Annotated in this window: 14 protein-coding genes and 3 pseudogenes; 10 read left to right on the forward strand and 7 right to left on the reverse strand. The window is 35.5% G+C overall.

Annotated features, from left to right (window positions below):
- From F6K22_RS05295 to F6K22_RS05305, 3 genes and pseudogenes are all read left to right on the forward strand, one after another.
- Nucleotides 1-1,000: pseudogene (locus F6K22_RS05295) on the forward strand (hypothetical protein); the annotation flags it as partial.
- Nucleotides 1,001-2,201: 1,201 nt separating this feature from the next.
- Nucleotides 2,202-2,528, forward strand: a complete 327-nt coding sequence (locus tag F6K22_RS05300; RefSeq protein WP_293094204.1) for a DUF6825 family protein — start codon at nucleotides 2,202-2,204, stop codon at nucleotides 2,526-2,528.
- A gap of 387 nt (nucleotides 2,529-2,915) precedes the next feature.
- On the forward strand, nucleotides 2,916-4,616 hold the full coding sequence (locus tag F6K22_RS05305) for an ABC1 kinase family protein (protein ID WP_293094234.1): 1,701 nt from the start codon (nucleotides 2,916-2,918) through the stop codon (nucleotides 4,614-4,616).
- Nucleotides 4,617-4,892: 276 nt separating this feature from the next.
- Here F6K22_RS05305 and F6K22_RS05310 read toward each other — a convergent pair whose 3' ends face one another.
- Nucleotides 4,893-5,651: a sulfotransferase family 2 domain-containing protein gene (locus F6K22_RS05310; protein WP_293094207.1), complete on the reverse strand. Its 759-nt coding sequence runs from the start codon at nucleotides 5,649-5,651 to the stop codon at nucleotides 4,893-4,895.
- A 426-nt stretch (nucleotides 5,652-6,077) separates the two neighbouring features.
- On the opposite strand from F6K22_RS05310, the gene glgX reads away from it, so the two are divergent.
- From glgX to treY, 4 genes and pseudogenes are all read left to right on the forward strand, one after another.
- Nucleotides 6,078-8,201 carry a glycogen debranching protein GlgX gene (glgX, locus tag F6K22_RS05315; RefSeq protein ID WP_293094210.1) on the forward strand — a complete coding sequence of 708 codons (2,124 nt, stop codon included), beginning with the start codon at nucleotides 6,078-6,080 and terminating at the stop codon, nucleotides 8,199-8,201.
- Nucleotides 8,202-8,749: 548 nt separating this feature from the next.
- Nucleotides 8,750-10,588: a malto-oligosyltrehalose trehalohydrolase gene (treZ, locus tag F6K22_RS05320; RefSeq protein WP_375340137.1), complete on the forward strand. Its 1,839-nt coding sequence runs from the start codon at nucleotides 8,750-8,752 to the stop codon at nucleotides 10,586-10,588.
- A gap of 68 nt (nucleotides 10,589-10,656) precedes the next feature.
- Nucleotides 10,657-10,860: pseudogene (locus F6K22_RS05325) on the forward strand (malto-oligosyltrehalose trehalohydrolase); the annotation flags it as partial.
- Between the two features lie 1,937 nt (nucleotides 10,861-12,797).
- Complete coding sequence (gene treY / locus F6K22_RS05330) at nucleotides 12,798-15,644, forward strand: malto-oligosyltrehalose synthase (protein ID WP_293094213.1); 2,847 nt, start codon at nucleotides 12,798-12,800, stop codon at nucleotides 15,642-15,644.
- 467 nt (nucleotides 15,645-16,111) lie between these two features.
- On the opposite strand, the gene F6K22_RS05335 is transcribed toward treY, so the two are convergent.
- The 6 genes and pseudogenes from F6K22_RS05335 to F6K22_RS05360 all read right to left on the reverse strand — a co-directional run bounded on the left by F6K22_RS05335 (nucleotide 16,112) and on the right by F6K22_RS05360 (nucleotide 18,970).
- Entirely contained in the window at nucleotides 16,112-16,588 is a 477-nt protein-coding gene (locus F6K22_RS05335) for a hypothetical protein (RefSeq protein WP_293094217.1), read from the reverse strand.
- A gap of 280 nt (nucleotides 16,589-16,868) precedes the next feature.
- Nucleotides 16,869-17,432 (reverse strand): bifunctional adenosylcobinamide kinase/adenosylcobinamide-phosphate guanylyltransferase, encoded by a 564-nt coding sequence (cobU, locus tag F6K22_RS05340; protein WP_293094241.1) that lies wholly within the window; start codon nucleotides 17,430-17,432, stop codon nucleotides 16,869-16,871.
- Between the two features lie 57 nt (nucleotides 17,433-17,489).
- Nucleotides 17,490-17,666, reverse strand: a pseudogene (locus F6K22_RS05345) (transposase); the annotation flags it as partial.
- A gap of 204 nt (nucleotides 17,667-17,870) precedes the next feature.
- On the reverse strand, nucleotides 17,871-18,140 hold the full coding sequence (locus F6K22_RS05350; protein WP_293094220.1) for an RNA-guided endonuclease InsQ/TnpB family protein: 270 nt from the start codon (nucleotides 18,138-18,140) through the stop codon (nucleotides 17,871-17,873).
- Nucleotides 18,121-18,786 (reverse strand): RNA-guided endonuclease InsQ/TnpB family protein, encoded by a 666-nt coding sequence (locus F6K22_RS05355; RefSeq protein WP_363272890.1) that lies wholly within the window; start codon nucleotides 18,784-18,786, stop codon nucleotides 18,121-18,123. The genes F6K22_RS05350 and F6K22_RS05355 overlap by 20 nt, the downstream gene beginning before the upstream one ends.
- Nucleotides 18,686-18,970, reverse strand: a complete 285-nt coding sequence (locus tag F6K22_RS05360; protein WP_293094222.1) for a helix-turn-helix domain-containing protein — start codon at nucleotides 18,968-18,970, stop codon at nucleotides 18,686-18,688. Before F6K22_RS05360 ends, F6K22_RS05355 begins: the two co-directional genes overlap by 101 nt.
- 28 nt (nucleotides 18,971-18,998) lie before the next feature.
- On the opposite strand from F6K22_RS05360, the gene tnpA reads away from it, so the two are divergent.
- From tnpA to F6K22_RS05380, 3 genes are all read left to right on the forward strand, one after another.
- On the forward strand, nucleotides 18,999-19,409 hold the full coding sequence (gene tnpA, locus F6K22_RS05365; RefSeq protein WP_293094225.1) for an IS200/IS605 family transposase: 411 nt from the start codon (nucleotides 18,999-19,001) through the stop codon (nucleotides 19,407-19,409).
- Between the two features lie 730 nt (nucleotides 19,410-20,139).
- Complete coding sequence (locus tag F6K22_RS05375; RefSeq protein ID WP_293094228.1) at nucleotides 20,140-21,072, forward strand: glycosyltransferase family 2 protein; 933 nt, start codon at nucleotides 20,140-20,142, stop codon at nucleotides 21,070-21,072.
- Between the two features lie 194 nt (nucleotides 21,073-21,266).
- Complete coding sequence (locus tag F6K22_RS05380) at nucleotides 21,267-22,217, forward strand: glycosyltransferase family 2 protein (RefSeq protein ID WP_293094231.1); 951 nt, start codon at nucleotides 21,267-21,269, stop codon at nucleotides 22,215-22,217.
- Nucleotides 22,218-22,679: the final 462 nt, after the last annotated feature.

Consider the following 22,679-nt stretch of genomic DNA (forward strand, 5'->3'; position numbering starts at 1 on the left):
ACAACAAAAGTTAAGTCCGACAACAGACATTTATGCTTTAACAGCTACATTATACTATTTACTTACTGGTAAGACTCCTACTCCTGGAGCTTTAAGGCTCTCTCAAGCTGTTCCTCAAACACTTAAATTTTCTGCAAAAGAGTTAAAAGATTTTCAACCTAATCTTACTCCAGGTATTGAGAAGACTATTCTCATGGGATTAGAAATAGATGCTGAAAAACGACCTCAAACTGTAGAAAGTTGGTTAGCACTTCTTTTAAATGAATCAAATATTTTAGAGGTAAAAAAACAGAATAGTTATTTAACACAGAAAGCATCTATATTTAACAATAATGACAAATTTACGGAGCTTCAATCAGAGTCAACTATTGAGCAGAAAGTAGGTAAATATATTACTAATGAAGTTCCTATAAAAAAGGTTGATAAAAGAAATATTAAACCTTACAATGACGCGGTTTTCACCCCTAGTTATACAGATAATAAATTTAGTTGGATTAATCAACTTTCTTTGCAATTAACAATTTTTTTGTTGTTTGTCTTGACTGCCGGAACTTTTGGATGGATAGGTTTTAATATTACCTTGCGTTATAGCCATGCTAAAACTAATAACAAAATAGCATCTTTGACATCAAGTAATTTATTAGAAAGTTTGAAGCAAGAGCAAAATTACACTTTCCGAAATCACGACCCGTCTAGTCCTCTTTTTGGTTCTCCTTCAGTCAAAACTTACTCGATGAACCCACCAAAATTAAACAAATTACCTAAGCCATATTTTGAACAGAATGAATTTGTCCCAAATAGTTTGTCTGTTTCTAATGAGGATGAATCTTGGTCAGAAAAAGCAGATTATTCTGCTGATGTGAAAACTCAAGTATCTCCTGAAAATTATTCCTCTAATGACAATAGTGCCAAGGTTGATTTGCCAAAAAGATCATATTATCCTTCTGATTATAAACCTAAATATCCGCAGCAAAATCAGTACCCAGATGACTACTATTAATTTGATTTTTTTGAGATAAATTTATATTTTGAAAGTATTTTTTGAGCAATACTTTATTTATTATTTTAGTCAAACATACTAATGAAAATTTGATTATTTTTGTGACAAATATTAGTTTAAAAAGTGCAATAAATAAGCTGCCCTACTATGAAAATTAATGTGCTTTTGGTAGATAAAATCCTTATACGAATTCACTTTTAAAGATTTCACAAATATCACAAATAGTTTCAAACTATATACAGCAATCCTCTGCACAGTTGTAATATTTTGCTGGCAGTTAGGAGTCAGAAATCAGGTATAGTCCTCGTCGGTAGGGCGACGTACAGGAGTCAGAATGTTAGAGGTTTTCAGCTCAAATTAACTATTAGAAAAAATGTCACAATCAATTTAGGATTGCTATATGTGAAATAATTCCCTGAAATTACCGAATAATTAAAGTTTAAAGCCTCTCCTTTAAAGAAGAAACAAGCGGTCGTTTGCGTTAGCGAAGCTGAAAGAGGCAGCATGACCTAGGATGGGATGGCGAGGTCTCCCGCTCTTGACAGAGCCGCTCCGAAGTGCGCCATATCCAATCTCCCCTTGAGAAGAAAAAAATTTCATGATTAGTCAATCCTCTCCTTTTCAAGGAGAGGTAATAATTAATAATTAATAATTAATTATTAATTGTTGAATGTAGCTTCAAAGTGTTTAGCCTGTAAAATCTTAATGCCTGACTTTTGACTTTTGACTTCCGTAAAATGGTATAAGGAACTGGCAATACTTCCATTCCCTCGGAATGTAAGTCGTTTGGCAAAACTAAGAACCCTATTCCTGGTAAATATAAAAGCCCATATCATAGCTATAGTATTGATATTAGGTCGTTCACCTAAAGATCAACATCTTTTAAGAAACTAGGTAAGACACTTATAAAATAATGTGATACAATACTTTACAATCAGAATCACATCTTTACTCCAAGTGAGAAATTAGGCCTCAAACATGAAGATGAGTACAAAATTAAATTAAATAGTTAGATATTTGAATCAGAGGTGGTGAGTGAGATATATTTCAATCTGAATCTGTTGAAATTTAACCAAAGGTTGGCTCATTGACCAAACTTAAACATCAATAGACAGTTTGTTAAGCAGATAAAAAAACAAGCCCAATTAGTTAAAAAAACATCTAAATTGATTAGTAAACTATCAAAATAAACTCTTTTTTTATGAGTAAATCACCAATTCATGCTTTCTTTGTCGGTAGAGCTATTGCAGAAGGAGTATATGAAAAACTAGAAAATAGCATCACCAATACCCTCAGTGGACTAGGTAAATTTGACGCAGAGCAAAGAGAAAACTTGCGTGGCTTTATTGACCAAGTTTTAGAAAGAGCAGATAGAGAAGCTCAAGCAGAAAATAACACCAATAATAATAATAACTCTGAGGAATTGGACTCTCAGCCCAAAGACCTACAAGCCATAATTGACGATCTAAGGGCTGAGGTAGCTCAAGTCAGGGCAGAATTGCAAAAATATCGCAGTCGCTCTTCTTGACATATACCCGATGTTGGCCTTGAAAGACAATCTGGGATTCTTCAAGCTCCTGAGAAGTTGCCATATATATATTAGAAGTGAAGTCCTCTTCCTGTTTTAATTCAGTATACTATGACAGGGCTTTTACCCCGAAACTGAATCAATAGATAAAACAGGGGACTTCCAACTGTGAATCTCACCCCGCCGAGGGGCTACGGCTCGGTTGTTTCCCCGCGCCTAAAAGGCGCGGGGAGGATGTCAAAAACTATACCTACGCTCATTGTTTTCTATTGCTATGAGCTAAACCTTTAATAATATCACAAATTATAAAATACTGCTATTGTGTCTGTTCTCTTCGATGACATTATTAACCACAAAGAACAAGCTAACTATACAACTGGAGGCTCAATGACTAAAGCCCCCAGCAAACCCTATAGTCAGAAAGCTTATCGCTGGAACAAAGAAAATTACTCTCGCCAGCGTCGTTACATTGATATTTGGAGTTTCGTTCTCCTTTGGCTAACTTGGCTTTGGGTGGACAAAAAAGATTGGAGCTACCGGGGGGGAGTAACAGAAGAAAAGAAAAATCTCAGACGCCGGAAACAAGCTATCTGGGTACGAGAGACAATGCTAGAGTTAGGCCCTACCTTTATCAAGTTGGGGCAGCTATTCTCCACCCGTGCTGACTTATTTCCTTCAGAATACGTTGAAGAGCTTTCAAAACTTCAAGATAAAGTTCCCGCTTTTAACTACGAACAAGTAGAAATAATTATCCAAGAGGATCTGGGGAAAAAGGTAGAAGAACTATACCCAAGCTTCGACCCAGTTCCTTTAGCTGCCGCTAGTTTAGGTCAAGTTCATAGAGCGCAACTTCACTCTGGTGAAGATGTAGTAGTTAAAGTACAAAGACCAGGGTTGAAAAAACTATTCCAAATTGATTTGACTATTCTAAAAGGAATAGCTCGTTATTTTCAAAGTCACCCGAAATGGGGTCGGGGTCGAGACTGGTTGGGTATTTATCAAGAATGTTGCCGAATTCTCTGGCTAGAAATAGATTATCTCAACGAAGGCCGCAACGCCGATACTTTTCGTCGTAATTTCCGCAACTGTGACTGGGTAAGAGTTCCCAGGGTTTATTGGCGGTATTCAGCGCCACGGGTACTGACATTGGAATATGTTCCAGGTATCAAAATTAGTAATTATGAAGCTCTGGAAGCATCAGGTCAAGATAGAAAGGCTTTGGCAAGAATGGGTGCTGAAGCATATTTACGGCAACTTTTGAATGATGGCTTTTTCCATGCTGACCCTCATCCCGGTAACATTGCTGTTAGTCCAGAAGGGGGATTAATTTTCTATGATTTTGGCATGATGGGGCAAATTAAGTCTAACATCCGGGAGAAACTCATGGATACTCTCTATGGGATTGCTTCAAAAGATGCTGAGAGGGTAATTATGTCTCTGATAGATTTGGGAGCTTTGACTCCTACTGGAGATATGGGACCTGTGAGGCGTTCTATCCAATATATGTTGGATAATTTTATGGATAAGCCGTTTGAAGCTCAGTCAATTACGGCTATTAGTGACGATTTGTATGAGGTTGCTTATGACCAACCTTTCCGTTTTCCGGCAACTTTTACTTTTGTGATGCGAGCTTTCTCTACTTTGGAAGGGGTTGGTAAGGGTTTAGACCCAGAGTTTAATTTTATGGAGGTGGCACAACCGTTTGCCATGCAGCTTATGTCTGATGGAAATTCTCAAAATACTATTTTTAATGAGCTTGGTCGTCAAGCGGCTCAGGTTAGTTCTACTGCTTTGGGTTTGCCTGGTCGTATTGAGGATGCAATTGATAAGTTGGAGCAGGGGGATATTAGGGTTCGGGTTCGGGCGACGGAAACAGATAGGTTGGTTCGTCGAGTTGGTAGTGTGCAAATGGGTACTAATTATGCTTTATTGATTAGTGGTTTTACTTTGTCGGCGACTATTCTATATGTTAATAATCAGGTTAGTTTGGCTTTGGTGTTGCTCTTGTTGGTTGTGGTGATGGGGTTTGCTTTTATACGACTTTTGAAGCGTATCGATCGATTGGATAAGATTGACAAGATGATGTAGAGTTTTCCAATGATCGTATATAACCCATTTGGGATCTATGAAAAGGGAGTAGGGAAGATGGCCAGATGAGCTATTGAAGGTATATTGGAGTATTTTTCCACCTTTTTCTTGTATTGCCTAATTCTCAGAGACGACTCCTGACTCAAAAATTTAACCAAGGCTAAAGATACCAAATGGGTTATATATTAAACTTCTTTAAGATTATTGACAGAAGGGTTGCTATATCAGCTTAAGGGCGGTTTTACTAGCTAACCAGCGCAAATAAGCTATTGCGGTTTAGAGATTCCTTACTCTTTCAAATTCTGCCTTAATGACATCTACAGAATAATAATCTTGTAATAATTCATAATCTTCAGCATAAAACTCTATCAATTTTGATAAAGATTCCTCGGTTAAATCTTTAAGGGTGATTGGAGAACCTCCAGTTTGTGTTTTGGGAATGTCTATTTTAGTACCTACTATTTGGGAAAGTTTGCTTCTGAGGTTTTCCATATCCTCTATTGGACATACAAAATCGTAAAAACCTAAATCATTCATTAAGTGATTGGATTGAGATGAAAAGTGGATATCGATTTGTCTAGAAAGCTTCATGTATTCTTTTAGATTCTGAACAAAAAAATTTACTTCTGGATATTCTTGTAAACCAAGTTCTTGGATATTTACTTTGACGAACTTAGAGTTTTTTATATCTTGGTGAAATAAAATCCGATTTTTATAAGCAGAAATAAACCTTTTTACGGGGTCTCTAACAACAGTAAATTTAAAATATTCAGCTAGCAAATATGGATTTATTTCTTCTCTTTGATATCCCCAAAAGTCATGGACATCATTCTCTGTAACGATTTTTGGGTGAAAGATGAATTTTGGGTAAAATAAAAACTTGAATTTTCGTTGAAGTTTGATTTTTTTTATTGGAAATTTGTGTTTGCCTTCTAAATAATAACATAAAAGTTTCAAGCTTGTACAAGCACACTTGGGAATAGGAAAGTAAGCTATTTTAAATCGTTTTAATTTGATAATTCTTTGTTTTTTCATTTTTTTTACCGCTAAAGGGGCAACTCTGGAAGTATTGTCTGATGACAAATACATCTAAAATTATGGAAGCCTGTGTGCTATGAACTTACATTACACAGGTTAACTGTGCTTTTTTGGAATTTTTTTTAGGGTTCAAAAAAAGCAATAAAATAATTATTATAAGGATGTAGACAAAATAAATTACACATTTTAGAAGCTAAAATCCTTACTTTGTAAGCTATCGCTTGTGTAAATAATTCTGTGTAGGTGCTTGTAATAATACCATTAAAGTGACTAAATACCAATCAATCTCAAGTGCTTGTTAACTCTATCTTTCTAGTAATAATATTCTCTGGCGATCTAGAAGCTTGCACTAGATAGCTCCCACCGTTTGCTGTTATAAATATAAAAATAGTCCTCTAATTGTAAATAATTCTCGGTTTATCTATGTATGTACCACTTTGGCCAGGAAAACCATATCCCCTAGGAGCATTCTGGGATGGTAAAGGCACTAACTTCGCGATATTCTCTGAAAACGCAACTAGCGTGGAACTATGTTTATTTGATAAAGAAGATAAAGAAACACGCTTAACTCTCAATGAAGTGAGTAACTTTGTGTGGCATGGCTATATTCCTGGTATCAACCCTGGTCAAAAATATGGATTCCGGGTTCATGGCCCATACCATCCATCCCAAGGTCATCGTTTCAACCCTCATAAACTACTAATTGACCCTTACGCCAAAGCAATAGATGGTGATGTAATCTATGGTAAAGAAATATTTGGCTATTCTTGGGACGATCCAGAAAAAGACTTGGTATGTACTTTAGATGATGATGCCCATCTAATGCCAAAATCTGTGGTTATTGATGAGAGTTTTGATTGGGAAGGGGATGAACTATTACGCATTCCATCCCATGAAACAATCATTTATGAAACTCACGTTAGAGGGTTTACTAAACTACAGCCCGATATTCCAGAAGAGTTACGGGGTACTTATGCAGGGTTGGCACATCCGGCAGCGATCGCTTATCTACAGTCTCTGGGTATTACAGCAGTAGAGTTAATGCCAGTTCATCACTTCCTTCGATACCCAGGGCATTTAGTAGATCAAGGATTATCCAATTACTGGGGCTATGACTCTATTAATTATTTTACTCCTTACAGTGGCTACAGCTCTAAGAAGACAACATGGGAGCAAGTTATAGAGTTTAAAGAAATGGTTAAGGCATTACACAATGCTGGCATTGAGGTGATACTTGATGTGGTTTACAACCATACTGGAGAAGGTAATCATTTGGGTCCAACTTTATCTTTTAGAGGTATTGATAATGCTTCTTATTATCGTTTGGTAGAAGATGACCCCCGCTACTATATGGACTTTACAGGTTGCGGTAACTCTCTCAATGTTCGCCACCCCCAAGTATTGAAGTTAATTATGGATAGTCTGCGTTACTGGGTGACGGAAATGCACGTTGATGGCTTCCGATTTGATTTGGCCTCAGCTCTGGCACGAGAATTATATGCAGTAGATAATTTAGCAGCTTTCTTTAATATTGTTCACCAAGACCCAACTATAGCAGATGTGAAACTTATTGCTGAACCTTGGGATGTTGGAGAAGGTGGTTATCAAGTTGGTAATTTTCCTCTGTTATGGTCAGAATGGAATGGTAAATATCGCGATACAGTCAGAGATTTTTGGCGAGGGGAAGACCAGACATTAGCGGAATTTGCTTTTCGTTTTACGGGTAGCTCGGACTTATATGCTTCTAATGGCAGATTACCTAATGCTAGTATTAATTTTGTTACTGCCCATGATGGGTTTACTCTCAACGATCTAGTTAGTTATAACGAAAAACATAATGAAGCAAATGGAGAAGATAATAATGATGGAGAAGATAATAATAGTTCTTGGAATTGTGGAGAAGAAGGGGAAACTGAAGACGAAGGAGTGCTGGATTTAAGAAACCGTCAAAGGCGTAATTTTTTAGTGACTTTAATGTTATCTCAAGGGGTACCAATGCTGTTAAGTGGAGATGAAATTGGGCGCACCCAAAAAGGTAATAATAATGCTTATTGTCAAGATAATGAAATTGCCTGGTTAGATTGGGATTTACAAGCGGAAAATTCTGCTTTATTAGACTTTACTCGACAGTTAATATATTTTCGTCGTCGCCATCCCATATTTCATAGACGGAAGTGGTTTCAAGGTCGTGCTATCCACGGTTCGAGTGTGAGTGATATAGGTTGGTATAATCCTGATGGTGGAGAAATGACAGAAGAACAATGGAATATTGGTTTTGCTAAATCTATTGGTATATTTTTAAATGGAGAAGAGATTCCTACTACTGGGGAAGGTGGAGAACGGATTATTGATGAAAGTTTTCTGATACTATTTAATGCTCACTACGAGTTATTAGAATTTACAATTCCTCCCGGACTTCAAGACAGAAATTGGGAGGTAATGATTGACACGAGTAAGTCTCGTTTTATAGAAAATGGTAAGCAATATCAAAGTGAGGTTCCTATTCCTGTTATGGAACGTTCAATTGTTGTTTTAAGGCGTTTATGAAGTTGAGATAAAGTAAGCTATTCAACAGTCAGCTATCAGCTATTAAATCATTATTTGGGAAGGAGGAATTAGTCTCCAACTTATCTTTCCTGAAGAGTATAGTTAAAGATGAGCGATCGGCACAAATCTTACTCGAAATCTACCCAAAACCACTATATATATTAATGAAAAACTATAACATTATTATCAACTCGATCTAAGTCGATGGAGATAGATATTTTCATAGTAAGGTAGGCATAATTCATAAAGATATTTTAGGCGATCGCTCTGTTCAATCTTCAAGTAATCAGGATTTTTTTATTCAGTAAATCCGCTTGTAACGCTAATTCGGTCGAGCCAACTTCCTCCCCACCAAGACATTTTTTTGACACTAATCAAACAATATCCGATCGAAAACTTAACCGTCCAAGGAAATTTCAATTTATAAGAGTTGGTAGCCATTATTCAGCAGAAACAAATAAATACCAATTTACTGTCTAATGAGGGATTTATAACCATAATGCTAGGATTTAAAATAAAATAATTAATTTGAAAAGGATAATTTAGGAATGCTCGTTAAATCGATGAGAGTTGGTAGCCATTATTCAGCAGAAACAAATAAATGCCAATTTAATGTTTGGGCACCCATGCGGGAAAAATTAGCAGTACATATTGTACATCCCCAAGAAAAATTAATTGAACTAAAAAAAGATGAATGGGGATATTGGCAAGGAGAAGCCAAAGATATTGACCTGGAAACTCTCTATTTTTACCAATTAGATGGAGAAACTGACCGACCAGACCCCGCTTCTAACTGGCAACCTCAAGGAGTACATGGTCCTTCTAAAGTAGTAGACCATCAAAAATTTACTTGGAATGATACTTCTTGGCAAGGTATTCCCTTGGCAGAAATGATTATCTATGAACTTCATGTGGGTACTTTTACTCCCGAAGGAACTTTTGCAGCAATTATTCCTAGGTTGCCAGAATTAAAAGATTTAGGGATAAACACTATAGAAATAATGCCAGTTGCCCAATTTCCTGGCGATCGCAACTGGGGCTATGATGGAGTCTATCTTTATGGTGTCCAAGATTCTTATGGTGGACCAGATGGTCTAAAGCAACTTGTTAATGCTTGTCATCAAGTTGACATTTCTGTAATTTTGGACGTTGTTTATAATCATTTTGGTCCAGAAGGAAATTATCTCTGGGATTATGGTCCTTACTTTACAAATAAATATAATACTCCTTGGGGTAATGCTGTTAATTTTGACGACGAATGTAGTAATGAAGTCCGTAATTTCTTTATTGAAAATACTTTGTATTGGTTAGATAAGTATCATATTGATGGTTTACGTTTGGATGCTGTTCATGCCATTTATGATATGAGTGCCGAACCTTTTTTACAACAGTTAGCTGCTAGGGTAGAAGAGTTTAGTAAAAGTGATGGAAGGAAGCGTTATTTAATTGCGGAAAGTGACTTAAATGATGTGCGAGTATTACGTTCAAAAGAACAAGGTGGGTTTGGTCACGATGCTCAATGGTGTGATGATTTTCACCACTCTCTGCACAGTCTTTTAACTGGAGAAAATTCTGGATATTATTCTGATTTTAAGAGTATAGAATGTCTGAAAAAGTCTTACAAAGAAGGATATGTTTATACTGGAGAATATTCACCTCACCGTAAGAGAAATCATGGTAATTCGACTCTAGGTTTTGCTGGAGAAAAATTTGTAGTTTGTATTCAAAACCACGACCAAATAGGTAATCGATTAATTGGAGAAAGATTATCAGCTTTAGTAAATTTTGAAGCATTAAAACTGGCAGCAGGAGCATTATTAATTTCTCCATTTGTACCAATGTTATATATGGGAGAAGAGTATGGAGAAGAAGCTCCTTTTATGTATTTTGTCAGTCATGGAGACCCTAACTTAGTTGAAGCAGTGAGAAAAGGTAGGGCAGAAGAATTTAAGTCTTTTAATTGGTCTGGAGAAGTGCCAGATCCTCAAGGTGAAAAAGTATTTATGGATTCTCAATTAAATTGGGAAAAATCTAGGGAAGGAAAATATAAAATTTTGCGTTCTTTCTATAAAAGGCTAATTGAGCTACGAAAAAAAATTCCGGCATTAGCAAAACTAGATAGAACTAAAACTGAGGTGTACAATGTTGCTGATAAAAATGTGTTATTGCTTCACAGGTGGGAAGAAAAAAGTAGCGTATTAAGTCTGATGAATTTTGAAAAGGAGTCTGTCACATTTGAACCTCAACTACCTCAAGGAAATTGGCAAAAACTACTTAATTCTTCCGACCAAGAATGGATAGGAAATGGTGCTGCTTTACCTGAAAAATTGTTATCTGGACAAACTGTAACAATTAATCCTTTAAGCTTTGCTGTTTATGAGGAGTAGTTTTAGTATGATAAGTTCTGAATTTCAATTAGAATAATAAAAATTTACTATGGCTTCACAGGTGGGAAGAAAAAAGTAGCGTATTAAGTCTGATGAATTTTGAAAAGGAGTCTGTCACATTTGAACCTCAACTACCTCAAGGAAATTGGCAAAAACTACTTAATTCTTCCGACCAAGAATGGATAGAAAATGGTGCTGCTTTACCTGAAAAATTGTTATCTGGACAAACTGTAACAATTAATCCTTTAAGCTTTGCTGTTTATGAGGAGTAGTTTTAGTATGATAAGTTCTGAATTTCAATTAGGATAATAAAAATTTACTATGGCTTCACAGGTGGGAAGAAGAAAGTAGTGTATTAAGTCTGATGAATTTTGAAAAGCAGTCAGTCAAATTTGAACTTAAACTCCCTCAAGGAAATTGACAAAAACTACTTAATTCTTCCGACCAAGAATGGATAGAAAATGGTGCTGCTTTACCTGAAAAATTGTTATCTGGACAAACTGTAACAATTAATCCTTTAAGCTTTGCTGTTTATGAGGAGTAGTTTGAGAGACTATTTGTAAAGTATTGTCAGGTAAAGGGATAGAACGTCAGTTCCGCTTCGCGTTGGGGGAACCTAGCACCAGCTATATCGTCCTTTAAATTTTAACAACTTGCTTATTTATCTGGTGAGTTGGCAGTCTGTAATACCCAATTTGCGAGGGGGAAAAACACTTCATAATTCTTGAGAAATAACTTCTTAGTATTATAAGTTCTGAAATTTAAATCCTTAAATAAGTAGGTAGGTCAAATTAAATAGAAAATGATTGTTGAGAGGGAAAACAGGAACATAATTCTTGAGAAATAACTTCTTAGTATTATAAGTTCTGAAATTTAAATCCTTAAATAAGTAGGTAGGTCAAATTAAATAGAAAATGATTGTTGAGAGGGAACACTGGAATATAAGAAATGTGGATAGTGATTAAACAATTTCTCTCAGCTCACCAGGTATCTGTCTATCGGTTTTATATTTTTTTACACCCACCTACTTAGGGTTGGGAGAATCAATAATGAATCCATATATATTAGAGGTTTAAGTCCTAGCAAGGCTTTAAAAAAGTGCAATAAAGTGACTAAACAAATATCAAAAATCAGAAATTTTTCCCAGGTAGGGGAAGAAAAAATTCAGCAAAATTAACAGTAAATTATTGCCTATTCTCCATTTCCCGATCTCACCAAAATACTTTTTTTATGAAGCTCTAAATAGGTATGATAATAAGGTCTAAAAAAGAATGGTTGAAATAATACAAACCTACATTGCGCACTTCAAAACGTATTATAAAAAATTAGGAGTCAGGAGTCAGGAGTCAGGAGTCAGGAGAAAATAATGGTGGTCAATAGGAGTAAATAATTTAGCATAAATACTTAATATTTTCCTGAGAATTTGACTCAGGAGAAAGGTGAATAAATAGGATATATATAGTATAAATACTTAGCCAGTCACCGATTTTCATACTACTTTTAATATTACAACTTGACGTGCGGAATGTGAGTACAAAATCTCCAAACTATTGCTACATATTTGTTCAGAGTATGTAGAGACGTTGCATGCAACATCGGTACGAAGTAGGGTTATTACGGATAAGTAGTCTAACGGTTAATGCCTAAAATAGTTAAAAAAATTGCTCAACCATTATTACTACTTGGTATTAATAACTGAAGTCTTGAGCAAGGTCTGGCATTATTTTTGGGAATTGATATAATTTTGCATGATTGAAAGATTTAAGATGAAATGTTTCTTTGAGTAAAAATTAAGCTTTACTCTAAAAAATGTTGAGATATTATTCCTCGTGACTACTGACTCCTGAGTCTTAGTAATACAAATTTTATCAAATATTGCAGAGCGTGACGGATGAGGCAAAAGGAAAATAGAGAAAGAAAAGTATATGAGAGAAAAAAATTGTACAATATCTGCAGAACTAAATTTTATTAGTCCCGTATCCTTGTAGGAGAAGGTTGAGGAGAAAGGTAAATTTGCCTCCTCCCTTGAAAACTAGTATGTATGAGTTAACCAATTTGAGTTTATATTGCTACTATAAGTTTATATTAAGTTCTAGATAGGACACATCTCAAGTTGGAAAACAAAGACAATTTTATCTGTTAAAGGTAAAATCATAAATTAGAGAAAAACATAACAGTTAATTAATCATAACCTATATCTATTTTAACAATGCGAATTCCACGAGCGACTTATAGAATTCAATTTACTCCTAGTTTTGACTTTGAAGCAGCTAAAGTTATAGTTGCATATTTAGCTGAACTAGGAATTTCTGATATTTATGCTTCTCCCATATTCAGAGCAAAAACAGGCAGTACCCATGGATACGATGTAGTTAATCCTAATCAACTTAATCCTGAATTAGGAGGTAAAGAAAAATTTGAAAATCTAGCAGCAGAAATAAAAAATTATGAGCTGGGATGGCTACAGGATATTGTGCCAAATCACATGGCATTTAATAGCCAAAATCATATTCTGATTGATGTATTAGAAAATGGTTTTGAGTCTCAATTCCGAGACTATTTCGATATTGATTGGAATCATCCTTATGAAGGTATTAGAGGTCGGGTTTTAGCTCCATTTTTAGGCAAGTTTTATGGAGACTGTCTCGAAAGTGGAGAATTACAGCTACAGTATGCTCAAAATGGATTAACTGTTAACTATTACGATCATCAGTTTCCCATCAAAATTGATTCTTATACTCAGGTTTTAACATACGATATAGGCAGATTAAAAAATAAATTAGGCAGAAATAACCCAGATTTTGTTAAATTCCAGGGAGTTCTTTATAGTTTAAAATACATTCCTTCTGGCTCGGAAGGTAGAGAAAGATACGACCAAATTAGCTTTATTAAAGGGATGTTGTGGGAGTTATGGAATGAAAATTCAGATATTAAAGAATTCATTCAAGAAAATATAAATACTTTCAACGGAGTTCCAGGAAAACCAGAAAGTTTTGACTTGTTGGATAAATTATTATCCGATCAATATTTCCGCTTATCTTTCTGGAAGGTTGGTAATGAAGAATTGAATTATCGACGGTTTTTTACAGTTAACGATTTAATCTCAGTTAGAGTAGAAGACGATAAAGTTTTTTATACTAGCCATGCTCTAATTTTAGAAATGTTGAAAGAGCAAAAATTTACAGGTCTGAGAATCGATCATATTGATGGATTATACGACCCTGCTCAATACTTAAACAGACTCAGAGAAAAAGCAGATGCTCCATATATTGTTGTGGAAAAAATTCTCGAACCTGATGAAGATCTACCTGTTAATTGGCCGGTTCAAGGAACTACAGGTTATGACTTTTTAAATTATGTAAATGGTCTGTTGTGTGACAATTCCAACGAACAAGAATTTAATCAAATTTACTCTCGGTTTATTCGAGGTAATTCTAATTATGAACACTTAGTCGATGAAAATCAAAGACTAATTATTAATAAGCATTTGGCTGGAGATATTGATAATTTAGCTCATTTACTGAAGGATATTTCTAGTAAATATAGATATGCTAGTGATTTTACTACTTTTGGTTTAAAAGCTGCTTTAGTAGAAGTTATGTCAGTATTTCCTGTATATAGAACTTACATTAGTAAAGAAGGGGTAAGTAAAGCTGACCGGGAATGTATTCAAGGAGTAATTGCTAAAACTAAAGAAAGAATACCCACTTTTATCAATGAACTTTTGAATGAATTAAATTTTATTGAGAAGTTTCTCTTATTAGAATTTGATGAATATTTAAACCAGGAAGATAAAGATAATTGGCTACACTTTGTCATGCGTTTACAACAATTTACCGGACCTTTAATGGCAAAGGGTGTGGAAGATACTGTTTTATACATCTATAATCGCCTCATTTCTCTGAATGAAGTTGGTTCAACTCCTAGTAAATTTGGAGTTTCAATTGATGAATTTCATGGATTTAATCAACATCAGATTGCTTATTGGCCTCATGCTATGAATGGAACTTCTAGCCATGATACAAAACGTGGAGAAGATGTCAGAACAAGAATTAATGTACTTTCAGAAATTCCGGAAGAGTGGGAAAGTTATCTGAAAAAATGGCAGGAAATTAATGCTCCTCAAAAAGATTGTGTTGGAGGTTTAGATGTTCCTGCACCTAATGATGAATACCTTTTATATCAAACTTTACTAGGAGCTTTTCCTTTTGATGAAACTGAATATCCAACTTTTGTTGAAAGGATTAAAGAATATATTATTAAAGCAATACGAGAGGCAAAAGTTAATACCGGTTGGTTGAGACCAGATTCTAGTTATGAAAATTCATTGATTAAATTTGTAGAAAGTCTACTCAAAGATTCACAAGAAAATGAATTTTTAGCAGCTTTCCGACCTTTGCAACGTAAGGTTCAACATTATGGAATTTTGAATTCTTTATCTCAAACTTTTCTGAAGATTACTTCTCCTGGAGTTCCTGATATTTATCAAGGTACAGAATCATGGGATTTGTGTCTTGTCGATCCTGATAACCGTCGTCCTATTGATTTTGAAAAAAGGGTAGAGTTTCTCCAGGAAATTAAGACAAAAATAGAGTCAGATATTTTGGGATTAATTGAAGAACTTTTGATAACTCCAGAGACTGGTAAGATTAAAATGTTTTTAACTTATCAAGCTTTGCAGGCGCGTCGAGAGTATGTTGAATTATTTCAACGTGGAGATTACCAAAAGTTAATTGTTATGGGTAGTTTGAAAGATCATATAGTTGCTTTCTCCAGAAAATGGGGAGATACTACAGCTATTATTATTGCCCCTAGATTATTAACTAAATTGGTGCAAGAAGGAGAATATCCTTTAGGTGAACAAGTATGGCATGAAACACGAATTTGTTTACCTTCAGGTTCTTCTTTAGTGTGGAAAAATGTGATTACTCAACAAGTTTTACAAGGGGAACAAGAGGATACTTTGTGGATTAGAGATGTGCTAAGTCATTTCCCTGTAGCATTATTAATTAATGAGGGTGGTAAAACAAGTAATGCTTCTGATTTTGATAATTAACTATAGGTCTCTGAGTGAAAAAGTAAGTTTAAACCTAAAAATTTTCTAGGTAAAAATTTGGATAATTTGGATAATTAGGGTTTGCTGAAAAAGTATGCATAGGTTTGGGTAGAATTCACAAATCAGAACTTATAGCGGTTTTCCAAAATGTTGACTTGCATTGCTTCTGCCTCACAGGAGTGCGCATTCCCTCTCCTGGTCAGCATTCCCTACTCTTGGTGCGCGTTCCCCAAGCCAACTGTCGCACCCCGCGTGGTCGCACCGCTTGCGTCTAATGCACCCCACGGGATCTGACCGCTTGCGTCTGTCGCACCTCGCAGGATCGCACCGCTTCTACCCTCAGCATAAGTGCCTTTAAGGCAAAATCTCTGTATTCTATGTTAATGAAAAGCGCTATAATCAGCCAGCCCTCACTATATTGCCCTAGAGATTTTTGTCTATTCTTCTTAGGAAGAAAAACAACTTCCTCAAGAGACTTTAAACTCCTCATTTTCAGAATTGCGATCGTGGGTATCAATGTTTTCTTTCTGATTAATACTTAACAATCGCTTACAAATACCCAGCAGATGTGATTTACCACAAATAGGCTCTCGTGGCAATGGTGTTTCAGTATCAGGCCAGTTAGGTAGATCGAAACATGGACAGCACTCAGGAGGCATTCCTTTAACATGAGATGGGATAGGCATTGAACAACGGGCACAAGAACTAATATCCCACTCTGGAGATAATAATTCTTGAATTGTTTGATTCGTTCCTTCTAAATAACAATCTCCTGATTCAAAAGATAAAATTTGCTGCCAGCATTCTTCAAATTCTTGACTGTAGCGATCGCCTGAAATTACAACTTGAGGTCTTATAGCTTCCTGGCCATTACTAATTAATACTTTCTTGCCTAACTGAAACCAATAGGCAATGTATTTTCTGATTTGACTACGGGATGCCATAACTTTTAAGATCCGATTATTTTCTACTTTAATATAGAGATATTTACAACCAGTTATACCAATTATCCAAAATAATATCACAAATCATTTCACACAATTAGTATGGAATAATTACCTAAAATTATTGTTAGTTAAAGTTTTCCGCCAAATCAATCCTCCTTTTTTACTTTTGACTTCCGTAAAACGGTATTAATACCTTAATATCTAATTTAATTGTAACTTTTATGATTAAAATTCTGGTTCAAACCCAACCATTAATTCCTTGAGAATTAATTAAGAATTAAAATTTTAAAGGTACACCCAAAGCACTCAGATGCAAAACATGACCTCCAGTAACCAGATAAACAGACTCAGAAATGACTCCCACTCTACGAATAAGATTACCAAGGCGATCGCGAAATAAACGTCCCATAGGAAAAGAAGGAACAACTCCCCAACCTGTTTCCTCCCCTACTAAAATTACATCACCACTAGCTTTGAATAAACTTTCAATTAGTGCCTCTAAAGTTTCATTCCAAGCTTGTTCATCTTGTTCCAAAGTATTAGCTAACCAAGTACCTAAAGAATCTACCAAAATACAAGAATCTGCATCAGAATAAGCAGCCAAAGTTTCTGATAGTTTGACAGGTATTTCTAAAGTTATCCAGTCAGGGGGACGGCGGTTTTTATGTTGTTCAATTCGAGTTTGCCACTCTAAATCACTAGCATTAGTTTGAGAGGTAGCTATATATATTACTTTTTTTCTAGAATTAGTCGCTAAACTTTCTGCCCACTCACTTTTACCAGAACGAGCAGGACCAGTGACTAAAATTAATTTATCAGAAGTGGGTGAAGCAGAATTCATTGGGAATAGAATTAAATATCCAAGTTGACACTCCCCGCGTTCTTCGCGACGGGGATTCTTGATTAACCTGACTCGTTTAATCTGTTCTAGCTGATAAAAATGCAAATCCCAAGTCCCTTTTAACTTGAGCTTTGCTATACCTAGCTTATCTGTGAAAGTTATATATTTTCTATCTTCTGATAACTTTCAGCCTGTGCTTTTATACTCAATTGAGCGAGAATGTTTCTTAAATTGTGAAGTCTCTCCCGTTAAATCAAAGATTATAACGGGAGCTTCTAAAACAGAGATAATTGAACCCAAGTTTCAAAAGTTTCTTGCTTCTCAGGCTGACCAACGTCTAAGCCTCCACAAGCAGGCCAGATGATACCCACCTCGCTTAATGCTTTATTTAATATGTTCTTTGCTGCATTCTCATCTCTATCTAAAACTATTCCACATTTAGGACAATTCGGGAGTTCTAACTGACAAAGTTTTAGGTACTTTATGACCACAATTTGAACAATTTTGTGATGTATTGTGAGGAGTGACTTTGACTACATGAACACCGCGTTTGACCGCCACTGCATTCAACTTTTCAATAAAAGCACCCCAGGCTACATCATAAATTGATTTTGATAATTTGCTATTTCTGGCTAAACCTTTAATATTAAGGTTTTCAACTGCAATTAAATCATACTCTTTAACTAATTTATGAGCAGTAATGCACATGAAAATCTTCTCTTTGCCTAGCAATATGTTGATGCAATTTAGCTATTCTATTTTGAGCCTTTTTCCAGTTATTAGAACCAATTTCTTTTCTATCTGCTTGACCTTGCTTTCTGGCTAAATTCGATTGTGCTTTTCTATAAAAATTTGGAACCGGAACAGTTTCTCCAGTATTAGTAGTTAAAAACTCTTTTAATCCTACATCAATACCTACAGCAGTTTTGATATTATCTGTAGTAATTAGACTAGGAATTGACTTGTCTTCCAAGCTGAAACTTACATAATAACCATCAGCTTTTTTAGTTATAGTTGCAGTCTTAATAACAAATCCATCTGGAATTGCTCGATGAACTATAACTGGAATAGTACCAAATCTGCTAATACTAATTTGCTTCCCATCAAACTTAATTGCAGCTTTAGGATGATTCACCCTACTAAAACTTAATGACCTTAATTTGCCAAGCTTCTTAAATCTTGGTCTACCAAATCTCTTGCCTGTTTTATCTGGAACTAACCAACGTTTCCAGGCTTTATCCAACCTTTGTAAGTTAATTTGTTGAACTTCGTATGGAGATGTCTTTGTATTCTGGAAAGAGAATTTTTGTTTGTTTAAGTGCTGATTGTTGAAAATAATAATCAGGCTTGCCAGGAATCTCGCCGATAGGACATGACACTATTGAGCATCGGTCTAATTGACACCTAGTTCTATTTAACCAGTCTAGTCTTTGACCAAAAGCATAATTCCAATGCCTCCGTAACAGTTCTAACCAATAATCAATTTTGGCTGACTGTTCAGAAGTGGGCTTGATTTTATAGCAATAAGTAATTATCATATCTTGATTTTACATTTACTGCTGTATTATGTCAAGCAACTATAATAAAGGTTTTAGGTCTGTTTACTCTCTTACTGTTCATATAGTATTTGTCACCAAGTACCGAAAAAAAGTAATTACTTCTGAGATACGACAGCACTTAAATAAAATATTTGATGAAACCTGCCAAAAGTGGGAATGTGAGTTAGTAGAGTTTAATGGTGAAGTTGACCATGTACATTTGTTAATCACATTTAACCCAAAAGTTCAACTCAGCAAATTTATAGCCAATCTCAAAACTGTTTCTAGTAGGTTGATCCGGAGAGACTTTGCTGATTACCTAGCTAGGTTTTACAGGAAACCTGTACTGTGGACGGGTTCTTATTTTGTTGCTAGCTGTGGAGGTGTAACTATTGAGCAATTAAAGCAATATGTTGAACATCAATCGACACCTACATAACCTCGCTGTCGGCAATTCCCCTCCCGTTAAATCGGAGATTATAACGGGAGACCCCTTGCCGAATCAAGTTGGATATCCTTTAAGTCCTGGTATTTTTTTCTGAGAGTCATCGTAGAATCTAGAGATAGATGACCAGAATCTTTCAGCCATTGCTTGTCTAGCTTGTGAATTAAGTTTGTTTGCAAAAACAAATTATTTAGCTAAGAGAGTGCAATATTTATATAATTTTGCTTTTCCTTTACCAAAAAAAGAGGGCATGCGCCTCCCCTTGGATAGGGGATGAAAAAAATATTTAACTCAGTATTTCAAACCTCCGAGTTTAGTCGGAGGTTCGCTGATAACTGATAACTGAAATGACCTCTTTCATCCATCCACAATCTGATACATTTATTGCGGATAAATTGACCTATACGGATTGCTTCATTGATGAGAGCATATTGATTTTTTTCGCTTTAATCTTGAATTCAAAAGCCTAAGGCATCAACCATTTACCCTCGTTCTCTAGATATATTTACTCTAACACAGATAGAGTAAAATAGAAAATAGTGATAAAATATGTTGACTGGGGGTTAAAATAGCCCTATCGCTTTTAATCCCTGGACTGAAGTCACATTGCTCTCAAGCTCTCGAACTTTTTCGGTAAACTAAAAAATGAAGGATAATAAATTATGCAACAGCAAATTAGGCCAATATCCACAACAACTTCAAAGTAAAAAAATTATAACTAACTATGGCCCTAATATCCGCCATTATCTGTACTCATAATCGGGACACTTACTTAGGAGCTGCAATAGATAGCCTGTTAGCACAGGATTTTCCTGGTAGCTTTGAAGTAGTAGTAGTAGATAATGCTTCAAAAGATCGTACCCGTGAAGTAGTAGAAGCAAGACTTCCCAACCCCAAAGTTAAATATATCTATGAACCAGTCACAGGATTATCTGTGGCTAGAAATACAGGCGCAAAAACAGCTAGTGCTGAAATTTTAGCTTATCTTGATGATGATGCTATTGCTAGTTCCCAATGGTTAAGGGTACTGCACGAAGCCTATCAAAGTAACGATAAACTAGCTATTGCTGGCGGTAAAGTCACCTTGATTTGGCCAGAAGGAATCAGCCCCCCCAAATGGCTATCTTCAGAATTATCCGGAAATTTAGGTTACTATAACCTTGGTGATTCAGTTGTATATATTGAACAACCTGGTTTGACTCCTAGAGGTTTAAACTATTCAATTCATCGGACATTTCTGGAACAAATTGGTGGTTTTGACACTAACTTGGGTCGAGTTGGCAAAAAATTATTATCAAACGAAGAATTACATACCACAGAATTAGCAATAAAGCAAGGTTGGCAAGTAGCCTATCTGCCAGAAGCATTAGTTGCTCATAATGTAGCACCAGAAAGGGTAAAACCTTCTTGGTTTATTGAACGAGGTTGGTGGCAAGGTATTAGTGAATGTTACCGAGAACAACTAGCTGGTAAAGCAGGTTTAGGCCAACTATCGCGGGGGGGTGAGAGAATGATTAGAGGTATGTATAAGTCTCTAAAAAATATTACAGACCCGGCAAAGCGTTTTGATAATTTTGTCTATGCTTATGGTCAAATAGGCTATTTAGGTGCAGCAATTCAGGGTATCATATCTACATCAATAAATCCAAGACATTGAAGAAGGTGTTAGGTTATAGATTGTAGGTTATGGGCGAAAAAAGTTTACTGTACCATCTAAAACTCAGGATAACAACCGAGAGGATAGGGTTCTGGGGTGAGGAAGAAAAAACAACCCCTAGCATCCAATACCTAAAACCTTTGGAGCGTAGCGACGATAAATTAAGGTAATTCCCATTTATAAATTCTTTAACTATGACATCATCTAAGATACCAGTATCAGTTCTAATTCCCGCTAAGAACGAAGAGCAAAATTTACCTGCTTGTCTAGAAAGTGTAGCTAGAGCAGATGAAATATTTGTTGTAGACTCTCAAAGCAGCGATCGCTCCGCCGAAATAGTTGAAAGTTATGGAGCAAATCTAGTACAGTTCTATTTCAATGGTACTTGGCCGAAAAAGAAGAACTGGTCTTTAGACAATTTAGCTTTTCGGAATGACTGGGTATTAATTGTTGATTGTGACGAACGTATTATCCCAGAACTTTGGGATGAAATTGCTATAGCTATTCAAGATCCAAATTATAATGGTTATTATCTCAACCGCAGAGTATTTTTTCTAGGGAAATGGATTCGTCATGGTGGAAAGTATCCTGATTGGAACCTTAGATTATTTAAACATAAAGAAGGTCGCTACGAAAACTTGAAAACTGAGGGTGTTCGGAATACTGGGGATAATGAGGTACACGAACACGTTGTTTTAACTGGTAATGTGGGATATCTGAAAAATGATATGCTTCACGAAGATTTTCGCGATTTATTTCACTGGATAGAAAGACACAACCGTTATTCTAATTGGGAAGCGCGTGTACATTATAATCTACTGACTGGTCAGGGTGATAGTGGAACTATTGGTGCTAGTTTATTTGGAGATGCGGTACAACGGAAACGTTTTTTGAAGAAAATATGGGTGAGGTTGCCTTTTAAACCTATGCTGAGGTTTATTTTGTTTTACTTTATTCAACTAGGATTTTTAGATGGTAAAGCAGGATATATTTATGGTAGGTTATTGAGTCAATATGAGTATCAAATTGGTGTTAAGCTTTATGAGCTTAAAGATTGTGGTGGTCAGTTGAATGTTACTCAAAAGAAACCACAAACTACTAATCCTCAACCAGTTGCTCAGGTAGATTCAGCTAGTAGTAGTTAAAAGAATTTTGTAGGGGTTTGGTTTTCAAACCCTCTACTTTTGTTTTGTGGAAGTATTCAAGGTTTTGCATTATTTTTGGCAATTGGTATTAGTCTTTTATTTTTCCTTGCCTAATTTTCTCTGCCTAATTTTCTCTTGCCTGAAAAATCAGAAAATCAAGTAATTTTTGGCTACCAAATCAAACTAGAATATTGATGACAATATAACTAGTATTCTGTAGGGGTTGAGAGAGTCAACCCCTACTTTTGCTGTAGCATTATTTGTGGGAATTGTTATGACTTCTTGATTTTTCCTGACGTAATTTTATGTTCCTGGAAAAATCAGAGAATCAAGTAATTTTTGACTAGAGAATAAAATCAGAATATTGATGAAAATATAGATAGTATTCTGTGGAGGGTTGGGGAAACTCAAACTCTATTTTTGTGGTAGGAGTCTTCCTGGTCTGAGATTATTTGTGGTAGT

The organism is Okeania sp. SIO2F4, from assembly GCF_010672385.1.
Taxonomy (GTDB): Bacteria; Cyanobacteriota; Cyanobacteriia; order Cyanobacteriales; family Microcoleaceae; genus Trichodesmium.

Coding starts and splice junctions, on each gene's coding strand:
- F6K22_RS05300 (WP_293094204.1), top strand. CDS start 2,202: ATGAGTAAATCACCAATTCATGCTTTCTTTGTCGGTAGAGCTATTGCA.
- F6K22_RS05305 (WP_293094234.1), top strand. CDS start 2,916: ATGACTAAAGCCCCCAGCAAACCCTATAGTCAGAAAGCTTATCGCTGG.
- F6K22_RS05310 (WP_293094207.1), bottom strand. CDS start 5,651: ATGAAAAAACAAAGAATTATCAAATTAAAACGATTTAAAATAGCTTAC.
- glgX (WP_293094210.1), top strand. CDS start 6,078: ATGTATGTACCACTTTGGCCAGGAAAACCATATCCCCTAGGAGCATTC.
- treZ (WP_375340137.1), top strand. CDS start 8,750: ATGCTCGTTAAATCGATGAGAGTTGGTAGCCATTATTCAGCAGAAACA.
- treY (WP_293094213.1), top strand. CDS start 12,798: ATGCGAATTCCACGAGCGACTTATAGAATTCAATTTACTCCTAGTTTT.
- F6K22_RS05335 (WP_293094217.1), bottom strand. CDS start 16,588: ATGGCATCCCGTAGTCAAATCAGAAAATACATTGCCTATTGGTTTCAG.
- cobU (WP_293094241.1), bottom strand. CDS start 17,432: ATGAATTCTGCTTCACCCACTTCTGATAAATTAATTTTAGTCACTGGT.
- F6K22_RS05350 (WP_293094220.1), bottom strand. CDS start 18,140: ATGTGCATTACTGCTCATAAATTAGTTAAAGAGTATGATTTAATTGCA.
- F6K22_RS05360 (WP_293094222.1), bottom strand. CDS start 18,970: ATGATAATTACTTATTGCTATAAAATCAAGCCCACTTCTGAACAGTCA.
- tnpA (WP_293094225.1), top strand. CDS start 18,999: ATGTCAAGCAACTATAATAAAGGTTTTAGGTCTGTTTACTCTCTTACT.
- F6K22_RS05375 (WP_293094228.1), top strand. CDS start 20,140: ATGGCCCTAATATCCGCCATTATCTGTACTCATAATCGGGACACTTAC.
- F6K22_RS05380 (WP_293094231.1), top strand. CDS start 21,267: ATGACATCATCTAAGATACCAGTATCAGTTCTAATTCCCGCTAAGAAC.